Here is a 12,788-nt window from a genome sequence, read left to right as displayed (position 1 = left end):
TGATCGGTCAGGCTCAGTAGTCGTCGTCGCCGTAGACGATCATGCCGCGGATGTTGTTACCCGCCAGCATGTCGTCGTAGGCCTCGTTGATCTGGTCGAGTCGGTAGGTGTTGGTCACCAGGTCGTCGAGGTTGAGCTTGCCGGCCCGGTACTCGTTCAGGAGCGCCGGGACCTGCGTGCGGGGGCTCGCACCGCCGAAGATGGCGCCCTGCACGCGCTTCTGCATGAGGGTGAGATCGAAGAGGTTCATCTGAGCGTCCATCGAGGCGAAGTTGCCCATGCCCACGACGACGACCTGTCCCGCCTTGCCGGTGAGAGCAAGTGCCGGGGCGATCATCGACCCGTCGATCTCACCCACCGTGAGGATGGTCGTGTTGGCCATCTTGCCCCAGGTGATGTCACCGATCGCCTCGAGCGCCGCCTCCATCGACGGGAACGTGTGTGTCGCACCCAGCTTTTCGGCCATCTGCAACTTGAACGGCACCGGATCGACGGCGATGACGTTGCGCGCACCGGCCGCCGCGGCACCCTGCACCGAGTTGATACCGACACCACCGATGCCCACGACCACCACGGTGTCACCGGCATGCGTGCCGCCGATCTCGACGGCCGAACCCCAGCCGGTCGCCACACCGCAACCGAGCAGCGCAGCCGTCTGGAGGGGGATGTCGTCTTCGATCTTGACCAGCGACGCCTGATTGACCGTGATGTACGGGGCGAAGGTGCCGAGCATGCACATCTGCACCAGGGGCACCCCGTCGTGGGTGTACGCGCGGTTCGTGTCGTCGGCGATGGACAGGCCGGTCAGAAGGCGCGCGCCCTCGTCGCAGATGTTCTGCTGACCGCGTGAGCACGGCTCGCACGTGCCGCACGCGGGGATGAAGGCGGTGACGACGTGGTCACCCTCCTTGAGGCGGGTGACACCCGGGCCCACCTTGGTGACGATGCCGGCGCCCTCGTGACCGCCGAGCACCGGCATGGGTGCCGGGCTGTCGCCGGTCCGCAGGTGGTGATCCGAGTGGCACAGACCCGAGCTGACGAGTTTGACCTGGACTTCGCCCGCGACCGGATCACCGAGCTCGAACTCCTCGATCTTCCACTCTTCGCCCGGATTTCGCAGAACTGCACCTTTGGTCTTCATTCGTGCTCCTCGCTCGTGCTACCCCGAATCGGGGCGTCAGATATCGCCGTCTGCTTATGCGACGTAGATCACATGGTGGTCCACCGATGACACCTTCGCAGGCGTTTCACGCAATCCATGGCACAGGATTGGGGGTGACGTTCCAGCCGAGATTTCGTGGCGGGGCGACCGCTGTCCCGGCGGCCGGGAACCGCTGCACAGTCGACGGCGAAGGCGCACAGTCGACGAACGAGGCGCACCGTCGACGACGGGTCCGAAGCGACGACGGCGCCGGACGGTCGGCATCACACCGCAAAGTATCTCGGCGACAACAGAGTTGGCCGATCCCGTATCTCCGGATCGAGGAAGGGGTTAGCGTCGGGGTATTCCACTTCCGAAGTGTCTGGCTGGTGATCTCATGACTCTCATCGAACACAAAGCGGAGGGCCGGCAGGACTTCTCGTCATTGCGACAAGGCGGTCTCAACTGGGACTCGTTTCCGTTGCGGCTCTTCGTGAAAGGCAATGCCCGGTTCTGGGACCCGGTCGCCATCGACTTCGCGCAGGACGCTCAGGACTGGGCCGAGCTCACTGACGAGCAGCGCCGGAGCGCCACCTATCTGGTGAGTCAGTTCATCGCCGGCGAGGAGGCGGTCACCCAGGACATCCAACCGTTCATGAAGGCGATGGCGACCGAGGGCCGCTTCGGCGACGAGATGTACCTGTCGCAGTTCTGCTTCGAGGAGGCCAAGCACACCCAGGTGTTCCGGCGATGGATGGACGCCGTCGGCCTCACCGGCGACCTCCAGAACTTCGTCAGCGCGAATCCCTACTACCACCAGCTGTTCTACGAGGAGCTGCCGGCGTCCCTGCACATCCTCGACCACGACCCGTCGCCACGGAACCAGATCCGCGCCAGCGTCACCTACAACCACGTGATCGAGGGCAGCCTGGCACTCACCGGCTACCACGCGTGGCAGAAGGTCTGTACCCAGCACGGGATCTTCCCCGGGATGCAGAAGCTGATCCGGTTCATCGGCGACGACGAGCGCCGGCACATGGCGTGGGGAACCTTCACGTGCCGCCGGCACGTGGCGGCCGATGACTCGCTCTGGGACGCCGTCGGCGAACGCATGAACGAGCTGCTGCCGCTCGCCCTGGGCATGATCGAGTGGGTCAACCAGCAGTTCGAGGTCCAACCCTTCGGCCTCGACAACGACGAGTTCCTCGCCTATGCCGCCGACCGCGCCCAGCGCCGGCTCTCCGCCATCGAGTCCGCCCGGGGGCGCCCGGTCGCCGAGATCGACCTCGACTACTCCCCCGAGGTCCTCGAGGACCAGTTCGGCGAGGACGACGCCATCCGCCTGCAGATGTGATCAGCGCCGATCGAGGTCGACGACATCCCGGCTGCGCGACTCCACCAGCCGCCGGTCGTGGCTCACCAGCAGCAGACCGGCCCCGGCGGCGACGAGGTCGTCGAGCAGCGAGGCCACGGCGCGGGACGCGACCGGATCGAGCATCGCGGTCGGTTCGTCGCACAGCACGACCCGCGGCTCCTGCACCACGACCCGCGCGAGGCACGCGCGCTGCAGTTGTCCGTCACTGACCTGTGCGGGGTAGCGGTCGAGCAGCGCGGGGTCGAGTCCGACGCGCCTCGCGGCACGGTCGACGTCACAGTCGCGTCGCGCGATCGTCGCGGGTTCGGCGACGATCCGGCGCAGCGTCCACCGCGGGTTGGTCACCAACCGCGGATGCTGGGCGAGCAGGCCGACATCCCCGGGCCGCCGCCGGTCGCCGCACCACTCGACCGATCCCTCGGCCGGTGCGCTCAGCCCGGCGAGGATGCGCAGCAGCGTCGTCTTGCCACTCCCCGATCGCCCGACCACGCCGGTCACCGACCCGGCCGCCACGCCGACGTCGAGCGCGTCGAACACCACCGCGTCCCCGAAGCGCGCCGTGAGTCCCGTCCCGACGAGGAGGTCTCCCGTGGTCACGGCACCCTCTCGAAGAACCCGGCGACATAGGCGTCGTCGGAGTCGGCGATCTGATCGAGACGGCTGTGGTCGACGACCCGCCCCGCCCGCATGACGGCCACCGAATCGCACCCGCGGCGCATCGTCTCGACGTCATGCGTGATCACAAGGACCGCGGCGCCGCGCCGTGCGGTGTCGGCGAGGAGTTCCCAGATGTCGGCGGCGAGTTCGGCGTCGAGTGCGGAGGTGGGCTCGTCGGCGACGATCGTGTCCGGGTCGCCGGCCAGGGCCGCGGCGATCGTGGCGCGCTGTGCCATGCCACCGGACAGCTCGTGGGGATACAACCCGAGCGCGTCGGGGTCGAGCTGTACGCGCCGGCACAGCTCGACGGCGTCCTGCGTGCCGCCCAGGATGCCGATCACCTCGTCGAGCTGGGCTCCGACGCTGCGCACCGGGGTGAAGGAGGTGGCCACCGATTGGGGCACGAAGCCGACGCGACGCCCGCGGACCTCGCGCCACCGACGGTCGTCACCGAGCATTTGGTGGTCGGTGAACTCCTGGCCGCCCACCTGCAACCGTCCGGTCACCGCAGCGCCCGGTGGGAGCAGGCCGGACAGCACCGCCGCGACCATCGACTTACCGCAGCCGGATTCGCCCACGAGAGCGGTCAGCGTCCCGGCGGGCAACGGCAACGCGACGTCGTCGAGGACCCGGACCGCCGACCGGTTCCATCCACTTCGGGTCACGATGTCCACCGTCACCCCGTCGAGTCCAGCACTCATCGCCACACCTCACCGGCCGGCGACAACGTGGCTCGGCGCAGCGACGACGCCGCAGCCGCACACGCAAGAGCAGTGACCATCAGGGCGACGCCCGGCACCACCAGCGTCCACCACGCACCGGTGAGGATGTCACCGCGCGCCTGACCGAGCAGCGTGCCGAGACTTGCGGCATCCGGGGACAGCCCGACGCCCAGGAACGACAGCGTCGTCTCATGCCAGACCGCATGGGGCAACAGCACGGTCATCGCGACCAGCACCTGGCCGCTCACCGCGGGCGCCAGGTGACGGACGGCGATGAACGTGCGGGATGCGCCGGCCAGCCGGGCCGATTCCACCCACCCCGACGACATCGCCTCCAGCAGTTCGGCGCGCACCACCCGCGCCACGGCAGGCCAGTGGGTCAGGGCTATCGACGCGATGATCGCGACCGGCTCGCCTCGCCACATCGCGGCGATGACGACCCCGACGACCAGGTGGGGCAGGGCATTGACGCCGTCGACGACGCGCATGATCACGGCGTCGAACCACCCGCCGACCGTCACCGCGGTCAGCCCGACAATGACGCCGATGGCGGTTGCCAGGACCGCGCACGCCGCGGCGATCAGCAGTGAGATCCGCAGTCCCTCGGCGGTTCTGACACCGAGGTCGTACCCGGAATGATCGGTCCCCAGCACCGCCCCGGAACCCGGGGACATCAGTGATCGAGCGAAATCGGCGGTCTGGTCGCCTGCGACCACGGGCCACCCGACCGCCGTCACGACCAGAACTGCCAGCATCACCCACGGCGCGACGAGGGCCACGCGGTGACCGACCGTCGCCCGACGGTCGGTCAGCTGCGTCGTCGTCGCGCCACCGATCGTCGTCACGCGGTCAGTCCGATCCGCGGATCGATCGCCACCGCCGCCGCGTCGGACAGCGCGGACCCGAGGAGGACGAGCACGGCCGAACCGACGGCGAGTGCAGCGAGCAACGAGAAGTCCAGGGCGACGGCCGAATCGACCAGGGCTTCGGCGAGACCCGGCCATCCGAACACGGTCTCGACGATGGCCGCGCCGGCGATGAGTTCGGGCAGCCGGGTCCCAAGGAGTGCGAGTGTCGGCAGCACCGACACCGGAACCACGTGTCCTCGCAGCAGCGTCCACCCGTTCACGCCGCGGGCACGGGCTGCCCGCACCGCGTCCGAACCGGTGGCCTCGACGACGGCCGCGCGCATGGTCAGGAGCAACCACGGAACCATCGACACCGTCAGGGCCAGGTACGGCAACACGGCGTGGGTGACCAAGCCGTCGAGCGAGTAGTCGTCGCCGGGGCGTCGGGCGCCGGAGGTCGGGAACCAGCCGAGCGCGACCGCGAACGTGCTGACCAGCACGAGCGACACCACGAACGGTGGGGTCGCGGCCAGCATGGCCGCCAGCGCCGTACACGCCCGATCCAACAGCCCTCCCCGCCGCATGCCGATGACGGCACCGCCGACGACGGCGATCAGCGCGGCGGAGACCAGCGCGGCCGCCGACATCCCGAGGGTGAACGGAAGTCGTTGCGCGATCACATCTCCCACCGCCTGGCCCTGGGTCGACGACCAGCCCAGATCGCCATGGAAGAGCGCGACCCACCAGTTCCACCAGGCGCTCAGCCAGTGCTGGTCCAGGTCGTAGGCGGCCGCGATCGCCTCCCGCTGGGCGGGGGTCGCCGACTGGTAGTCGTCACCGAGATGAGCGGTGAGCGGATCGAAGGGCGATGCCGCGGCGACGGCGAAGATCCCCAGCGACACCAGGATCGTCGTGGGGATCATCAGTAGGACGCGCCGGAGCACGAGCCGGCCGGCGCGACGCGCCCGCGAGTCGCGTCCACGCGATCGCTCACGCCGAGGCCGTTCGAGCCGGGAGCGATCGTCCGCGTCGACGTCGCGTGCAGACCCTACCGACGAGGTGAGCGCGGTCACGAGACCGGCTGCCAGGACGGGATGTTCCACCACGGACCCCAGGTCACCCCGTGCGAATGGGGCTCCAGGATCGGTGCGTCGTGCCGCCAGCCCTCGCCGCGGACGGCATAGGTGTGGTGGAGAAAGGCCAGGAAGACGTAGGACGGCTGGGCCGAATAGACCTGCTGAATGCGTTGGTAGCGCAGGTCGTTGTCCGGCCCGGGCGCGCTCGCGCGGGCCTCGTCGAGCAGGGCGTCCAGCCCGGGGGCGGTGAGGTCACCGGGGTTGGAGTACGGCGACGAGTCCGGAAACCGGGTGTGCAGCGTGTCGTAGATCTGCGAGTCGAGGCTGTATGGCGTCGCTCCCCCACCCAGAACCACTGCTGCCGTGCCCAATTCGGAGTCGATGTCATCCCAGCTGGTACCGCGGGTGAGCACCTCGACGCCGATCGGTTTCATCGCCGCCGCGAACGCCACCGCGAGGTCGCGGCGAAGGGTGTCCTGCGCGTTGTAGAGAAGCGGGAACGATGCGCGATCGGCGCCGCGGACACGTACGCCGTCGGCGCCCGTCCGCCACCCCGCCGCGTCGAGTGCCGCCCTCGCACCGTCGGCGTCGAACTCGAACTGCGCGCCCTCGTCGTAGACGCTCGCCCCGTACACCGGAGCGACCGGGGTGCTCGCGGGTTCGCCGTCGCCGGTGAGCACATCGTCGACGACGGCCTGCCGGTCGACCCCCAGGTTCATGGCGAGGCGCGCCGCCGGATCGGCGGTGAAGGGGTTCGTGCTCGGCAGCGAGATGCCGCGCCAGTCGGCGGATTTCACCGAGAGAACGTCGATGCCGTCACGACCCTCGAGGCCTTCGGCGAGTCTCGGCGGCAGATTCGCGCCGTCGATCTCGCCGGCCGCGATCCGCTGTGCGCGGGTGTTGTCGTCGGGCACGTGGGTGTAGACGAGGCGCTGCACCGCGGGCCGATTGCCCCAATGATCCTCACGCGCAACGAAAACGGCCTGGTCGGGTTCGAGCGATTCCAGCCGGTAGGCCCCAGTGCCCACCGGTTCGGTGTTCAGCGCCCACTCCGCGGCCGGCGCGTCCTCCACCCGTTCCGACGGTACGACGCCCACCAGGAGGTAGGGCGACGGATCGGCGTCGGTGTTCATCCGGACCGTCACCGCCCGCGGCCCGTCGGCCTCGACCGCGACGATCGGCGCGAAGTCGGTGGAGATCGACGACGCCACCCGCGGGTCGACGACCGCCCGATACGTCGCGACGACGTCGGCGGCGTCGAAATCGGTGCCGTCGGAGAACGAGATGCCGCTCTTGAGCGGCACCCGCCACGTCCGCGGCGCGACGCGCTCGGGCCGGGACTCGGCCAGGGCCGGGACGAGGTCGGGAACACGGTCGTCGCCGTCCGCGGCGGGGACGAGCAAGCCGTCGTAGACGGGTGAGACACCGAGCTGCGCGTAGCCCAGCATCGGGTTGAAGTCACCGAGCGCGTGGCCCTCCCCGAGCACGATCTGATCGGCCACCCTGGGCTGATCCGGCGCCGAGCAGCCGGCGAGTACGACAGTCGCGAGCAGCACAGCAGCTCCGGCCGTGGCGACTCCGCGAACGACCGACGACGCTCCCCCTACATCTGTGTGCACGGACATATGTTCTCCCAGACACACATTTGCCGCCACCGGGGGCGGCGGTGAACGATGGGCGGTATACCTGCAGCAACCCGAGAGGACGAGGAGAGCCGGTGACCGACTTCGACCCAGACTCGTTTGACGCGGACTCGTGGGCTGCACGGTTCATGCTGCTCAGCGACCCGAACCGGCTCCGGCTCGTCGCGGAGATGCATGCCCACCCGGGGTCGACCGTGGCCGAGCTCGCCACCCGCATCGGCATCACCGAGAACGCCGCGTCGCAGTCGATCCGCAAACTGCGCGACCAGGGGTGGGTCCGTTCGGAGAAGGCCGGCCGGATGGTCCACTACGAGGTGGTCGGCGACGCGATCGTGCACCGCATCCTGCACGACATCATCGGGGTCGGGCATCTGACCTCAGCAGATCGGCCGGATCACGCCCACCCGGTGACAACGGATTAGAACACGTTCTAGTCTGGTCGACGTGGATGTCACCTTCGATGCGACCAAACGGGAACTGACGACCGACCAGGGCACGCTGCGCTATCACGAGGCCGGTGACGCCGACGCGCCGCCGTTGATCCTCTTGCACGGGTCCGGCCCCGGCGTGACCGGCTGGCGCAACTACCGCGGGAACCTCGGACACTTCGCGCAGACGCACCACTGTTTCGTTCTCGAGTTCCCCGGCTTCGGCGTCAGCGACGCCGTCGAAGGCCACCCGGTGCTGACCGCCGGCGGTTCGGTCATCCGCTTCATGGACGCGCTCGGCATCGACAAGGCCGCGATGATCGGCAACTCGATGGGCGGCGTCGTCGGCGTCAACCTGGCGATCAAGAAGCCCGAGCGCGTCGAGAAGCTCGTGACCATCGGCGGCGTCGGCCCGAATGTGTTCAGCCCCAGCCCCAGTGAAGGACTCCGACTCCTGCAGGAGTTCACCGACGCCCCGGACAAGGACAAGCTCGTCCGCTGGCTCAACTCGATGGTCTTCGACCGCGCCCTGGTCACCGAGGAACTGATCGCCGAGCGCTGGGAGGCCGCCATCAATCCCGACGCGCAGAAGACGGCGCAGATGATGTACGGCTCGGCGGCATTCGAGATGCAGCAGCAGTTCATGGCCGCGTCCGACAACCCGCCGTACTGGGCGTCGATGCACAAGGTCGCCTGCCCGACGCTGCTGACCTGGGGCCGCGACGACCGTGTCAGCCCACCCGACATGGCGATGGTCCCGATGCGCCTGATCCCCGACGCCGAGCTGCACATCTTCCCGAGGTGCGGGCACTGGGTGATGATCGAGGCCAAGGCTGCGTTCGAGGCGACGGTGGGGGCCTTCCTCGCCCGGTGACATCGATGTGGGAGAGGTTCTCCCGGTCAAGCCCCCCGCGACCACAACAGGTACCCCACCGCGAGCGCGAACACACCGGGACCCAGACACACCAGGTGGTCGCGGGTCACCGCCTCGTCGAGGTCGGCGTCGGAGAGTCCGGCACGCATCGCGTGCTCGCGCAGAATCAGGCCGGAACGATCAGTGGGTATCGGGATCACGCGCACTTGGACGTGCGACGACCCCCTACGGTTCCATCCCCGCCCCCGGCCCGAAAGAATGACCGACTTATCCTGCTCCCTGATCCGAAAGAACGACACAACCGCTGGTCTGTTGGGGTGCAAGCGATGTCCTCCCTCTGCGCCCTGAGGTGCGAGGAGCGCCAGCGACGAGCCTCGAAGGGTTTGGCGCCGCATCTCACCGGGACCCTTCGTGACGGCCTCCGCCAGCTCCGGCCTCCTCAGGGAGCGATAGTTGGGTTCGCTCCGACCACAACGAGTTCTTCCGCAGTCCACGACGGCCACCAGGCCGCGGATACTGAGGACCAACCGATCCCGCTGTGGCAGCGACCGATCGAATCCGCCCACCCCCCCGCTCCCTGAGGAGCGCCTAGAGCCTGCGGAGGGCGCGTCACGAAGGGTCACCCCCGCCACTCGCCGTTATTCCGTTGCGCCCCAGTGCACGACGCTGGCATAGTTCCCGTTCGGCACGAGACCAGCAGACCGGAGCGGGGTACCGCGAAGTGTTTCTGCGCGTCGGAATCCTCGTCCGCCTTCAGATGGCAAGGGATACATCCCGAACAGGTTCGAGTCCTGACACGGCACCGCTCCCGGGAGCACGGGCCGGCCGGTCCTGTGGTCGTCGTCCGAGTCGTCCACGACTCCGCGGCGCACCCCACCGGCTCGCCCACCCACGAGCGGTGTCGCCATCCGAACCCATGCCCGACCCGACAAGCATTGCGACGCAACGGAAGGAGGATCGTCATGCTGTTCCACAACCGAATCACCGTCTCGCCGGGTCACACCGTGCTGGCCTACCGGGGTACCGCCGTCCAGGCACTGCCCGCCGGCCGCCACCGTGTGCGCAAGCCTGACGCCACGTTCGACGTCGACCTGCGCGAGCGACTGATCCCCGTCGCGCCGCAGGAGGTACTCACCGCCGACTCCATGTCGGTGCGTGTCTCGATGACGTTGCGCGCCTGCGTGATCGACGCGGTGGCCTTCGTCGAGCGGTCTGCCGACCCGATCGGCGCGGTCTACCTGGCCGCGCAGGTCGCGCTGCGCGAGGTCTGCGCCGGCGTCGGTTCGGACGACCTCATCCGTCGCGGCGACACCGTCGACGTCACGCCGATCCGCGCCGCGGCTGCCGAGGTAGCCGGCACCGTCGGTCTGGAGGTTCTCGAGGTCGTCATTCGCGACGTCATCGTCCCGGCCGAGGTCCGCACCGCGGCCCTCGAGGTGATCACGGCGAAGACCCGCGGTCAGGCCAAGCTCGAGGCGGCACGCGCGGAGACCGCCGCGCTGCGCGCGCTGGCCAACGCGGGCCGGTTGCTCGATGCCCACCCGGCACTGGCCCAGCTGCGCCTCGTCGAGTCGGTGCCGTATGGCGCCCGCGTCGTCCTCAGCGTCGGCGGTGCCGAGGCGCTGCCGGACGACGACTGACTTCCCGCGGTCCCGTTTCCGTCCCGCTGATCAGATCAGATCAGCGGCATGGAAATGGCGACGCGGGAACGGTTTTGGCACAACAAAGCCCCGGCCGGAACGAATCCGACCGGGGCCCTTGTTGTCTGCTGGTCACCCAGCGAAAGCCCTACTTCGCAGCGAGGTTTTCGTTGGTCAGCTTGGTGACACCCTGCTCGGCCTTCTCGACCAGCGAGGCCGGCGGCTCGAAGTGCTTGCCGTACTTGCCCGCGAGTTCCTTGGCACGCGCGACGAAGCCGGGCAGGCCACCCTCGTAACCGTTGATGTACTGGATGACACCACCGGTCCAGGCCGGGAAGCCGATGCCGAAGATCGAACCGATGTTGGCGTCCTCGACCGAGGTGAGCACACCTTCGTCGAAGCACTTGACGGTCTCGAGGGACTCGGCGAAGAGCATGCGCTCCTTCATGTCCTCGAGCGGGATCTCCGTGGTGCCCGACTTGAAGTGCTCACGCAGACCCGGCCAGAGCTGGGTGCGCTTGCCGTTCTCGTCGTAGTCGTAGAAGCCCTTGCCGTCCTTCTTGGCGGTGCGACCGTTCTCGACCATCCAGTCGACGACCGCGTTCGAGCCGTGCTGCGGGAGTTCCTTGCCCTCGGCCTTGGCCGCTGCCTCGGTCTCCTTGCGGATCTTCTGCGGCAGGGTCAGGGTCAGCTCGTCCATGAGCTGCAGCGGCGCGGCCGGGTAACCGGCCTGGGTGCCCGCATGCTCGATGAACGCCGGCTCGACGCCCTCGCCGACGGCCGCGATGGCCTCGTTGACGAAGGTGCCGATGACGCGGCTGGTGAAGAAGCCACGGCTGTCGTTGACGACGATCGGGGTCTTGCGGATCGCCAGCGTGTAGTCGATGACCTTGGCCAGCACGGCATCCGAGGTCTTCTCACCCTTGATGATCTCGACCAGCGGCATCTTGTCGACCGGCGAGAAGAAGTGGATTCCGATGAAGTCCTCGGACCGCTTCACACCCTCGGCGAGGATGGTGATCGGCAGCGTCGAGGTGTTGGAACCCAGGACGGCGTCGGGCTCGACGATGTCCTCGATCTCCTGGAACACCTTGTGCTTGACCTCGACCGACTCGAAGGCGGCCTCGATGACGAGGTCGACGCCCTTGAAGTCGGCGGCGTCGACGGTCGGGTGGATACGGGCGAGCAGCGCGTCGCTCTTCTCCTGGGTGGTCTTGCCCTTGGCGAGAGCCTTCTCCTCGAGCTTCTCCGAGTAGCCCTTGCCACGCTTGGCGGCGTCGAGGTCGATGTCCTTGAGGACGACCTCGATGCCGGCCTTCGCCGACACGTAAGCGATTGCCGCGCCCATCATTCCGGCACCGATGACGCCGACCTTCTTGGCGGTGAACTTGTCGTAGCCCTCGGGGCGCGAGCCGCCGCCGTTGATGTGCTGCAGGTCGAAGAAGAACGCCTTGATCATGTTCTGCGCGACCTGGCCGGTGACCAGCGAGACGAAGTAGCGGGTCTCGATGATGTCGGCGGTGTCGACGTCGACGTATGCGCCCTCGACCGCGGCGGCCAGGATAGCGCGCGGAGCCGGCATGTTGGCGCCCTTGATCTGCTTGCGCAGCAAGGCCGGCAGAGCCGGGAGGTTGGCGGCGAACGCCGGGTTGGTGGGGGCACCGCCCGGGATCTTGTAACCCTTGACGTCGAACGGCTGCTGAGCCTCGGGGTTCTCCTTGATCCATGCCTTCGCGGCGGGGATCAGTTCCTCGATGGAGCCGACTACCTCGTTGACCAGGCCGGTCTCCTTGGCCTTGGTCGGGTTGAAGCGCTGGCCCTGGAGCAGGACACCCATGAGGGCGTTCTGGATACCGAGCAGACGGACGGTACGCACGACGCCACCGCCGCCGGGCAGCAGGCCGAGGGTCGCCTCGGGCAGGCCGATCTGAACACCCTTGACGTCCGCGGCGATGCGGTAGTGGGTGTGCAGCGCGATCTCCAGGCCGCCGCCGAGTGCGGCACCGTTGATGGCCGCGACGACCGGCTTGCCCAGGGTCTCGAGACGACGCAGCACCTTCTTCATGGCGTTGGTGGTCTCGGTGATCTGCGTGGCGATCTCCTCCTTGGAGACACCGCTGCGATCGCTCGTCATGTCCTTGAGGTCGCCGCCGGCGAAGAAGGTCTTCTTCGCGGAGGTGAGGACGACACCGGTGATGTCGTCCTTCTCGGCCTCCAGGCGATCGACGGTCGCGGCCATCGACTCCTGGTAGAGCGCGTTCATCGTGTTGGCGCCCTGGTTCGGGTCGTCCATGGTCAGGATGACGACGCCGTCGGCGTCCTTCTCCCAGTTGATCATGTTGTCACTCATGGTGATTCGCAGAGTTCTTTCTCGTGAAGTGGTG

General features: G+C 68.2%; 12 protein-coding genes. 4 read left to right on the top strand and 8 right to left on the bottom strand.

The features are described 5' to 3' along the window. Positions 1 to 13: 13 nt before the first annotated feature. Positions 14 to 1,141 carry an NDMA-dependent alcohol dehydrogenase gene (locus A9310_RS09250; RefSeq protein WP_065630320.1) on the bottom strand — a complete coding sequence of 376 codons (1,128 nt, stop codon included), beginning with the start codon at positions 1,139 to 1,141 and terminating at the stop codon, positions 14 to 16. Between the two features lie 397 nt (positions 1,142 to 1,538). Here A9310_RS09250 and A9310_RS09245 point away from each other — a divergent pair, with 397 nt between their 5' ends. Next, positions 1,539 to 2,495, top strand: a complete 957-nt coding sequence (locus A9310_RS09245; protein ID WP_065630319.1) for a R2-like ligand-binding oxidase — start codon at positions 1,539 to 1,541, stop codon at positions 2,493 to 2,495. On the opposite strand, the gene A9310_RS09240 is transcribed toward A9310_RS09245, so the two are convergent. Genes A9310_RS09240 through A9310_RS09220 form a run of 5 tightly spaced genes read right to left on the bottom strand, consistent with a single transcriptional unit; the run spans position 2,496 to position 7,444 of the window. Further along, the gene (locus A9310_RS09240; RefSeq protein ID WP_065630318.1) at positions 2,496 to 3,113 is read right to left on the bottom strand and encodes an ABC transporter ATP-binding protein; all 618 of its coding nucleotides are present in this window, start codon (positions 3,111 to 3,113) and stop codon (positions 2,496 to 2,498) included. After that, positions 3,110 to 3,874, bottom strand: a complete 765-nt coding sequence (locus tag A9310_RS09235) for an ATP-binding cassette domain-containing protein (RefSeq protein ID WP_065630440.1) — start codon at positions 3,872 to 3,874, stop codon at positions 3,110 to 3,112. Before A9310_RS09235 ends, A9310_RS09240 begins: the two co-directional genes overlap by 4 nt. Next, on the bottom strand, positions 3,871 to 4,740 hold the full coding sequence (locus A9310_RS09230) for an ABC transporter permease (protein WP_065630317.1): 870 nt from the start codon (positions 4,738 to 4,740) through the stop codon (positions 3,871 to 3,873). Before A9310_RS09230 ends, A9310_RS09235 begins: the two co-directional genes overlap by 4 nt. Further along, on the bottom strand, positions 4,737 to 5,831 hold the full coding sequence (locus tag A9310_RS09225; RefSeq protein ID WP_065630441.1) for an ABC transporter permease: 1,095 nt from the start codon (positions 5,829 to 5,831) through the stop codon (positions 4,737 to 4,739). Before A9310_RS09225 ends, A9310_RS09230 begins: the two co-directional genes overlap by 4 nt. Continuing rightward, on the bottom strand, positions 5,813 to 7,444 hold the full coding sequence (locus A9310_RS09220; protein ID WP_065630316.1) for an ABC transporter substrate-binding protein: 1,632 nt from the start codon (positions 7,442 to 7,444) through the stop codon (positions 5,813 to 5,815). The genes A9310_RS09225 and A9310_RS09220 overlap by 19 nt, the downstream gene beginning before the upstream one ends. A gap of 146 nt (positions 7,445 to 7,590) precedes the next feature. On the opposite strand from A9310_RS09220, the gene A9310_RS09215 reads away from it, so the two are divergent. Both A9310_RS09215 and A9310_RS09210 read left to right on the top strand, forming a co-directional pair. Then, on the top strand, positions 7,591 to 7,884 hold the full coding sequence (locus A9310_RS09215; protein ID WP_065630439.1) for a helix-turn-helix transcriptional regulator: 294 nt from the start codon (positions 7,591 to 7,593) through the stop codon (positions 7,882 to 7,884). Positions 7,885 to 7,906: 22 nt separating this feature from the next. After that, positions 7,907 to 8,764 carry an alpha/beta fold hydrolase gene (locus A9310_RS09210; RefSeq protein ID WP_065630315.1) on the top strand — a complete coding sequence of 286 codons (858 nt, stop codon included), beginning with the start codon at positions 7,907 to 7,909 and terminating at the stop codon, positions 8,762 to 8,764. 26 nt (positions 8,765 to 8,790) lie between these two features. Here A9310_RS09210 and A9310_RS09205 read toward each other — a convergent pair whose 3' ends face one another. Continuing rightward, positions 8,791 to 8,964 carry a hypothetical protein gene (locus A9310_RS09205; protein WP_254661210.1) on the bottom strand — a complete coding sequence of 58 codons (174 nt, stop codon included), beginning with the start codon at positions 8,962 to 8,964 and terminating at the stop codon, positions 8,791 to 8,793. Between the two features lie 762 nt (positions 8,965 to 9,726). On the opposite strand from A9310_RS09205, the gene A9310_RS09200 reads away from it, so the two are divergent. After that, positions 9,727 to 10,404, top strand: a complete 678-nt coding sequence (locus A9310_RS09200; protein WP_065630313.1) for a slipin family protein — start codon at positions 9,727 to 9,729, stop codon at positions 10,402 to 10,404. Between the two features lie 148 nt (positions 10,405 to 10,552). Here the strand turns inward: A9310_RS09200 and A9310_RS09195 are convergent, their stop codons facing one another. Then, positions 10,553 to 12,754 carry a 3-hydroxyacyl-CoA dehydrogenase NAD-binding domain-containing protein gene (locus A9310_RS09195; RefSeq protein WP_065630312.1) on the bottom strand — a complete coding sequence of 734 codons (2,202 nt, stop codon included), beginning with the start codon at positions 12,752 to 12,754 and terminating at the stop codon, positions 10,553 to 10,555. Between the last annotated feature and the right edge of the window lie 34 nt (positions 12,755 to 12,788).

The organism is Gordonia sp. UCD-TK1, from assembly GCF_001691435.1.
GTDB lineage: Bacteria > Actinomycetota > Actinomycetes > Mycobacteriales > Mycobacteriaceae > Gordonia > Gordonia hongkongensis.
Note: the sequence above shows the minus strand (reverse complement) of the source record. Positions and strands in the feature narration are given on the sequence as shown.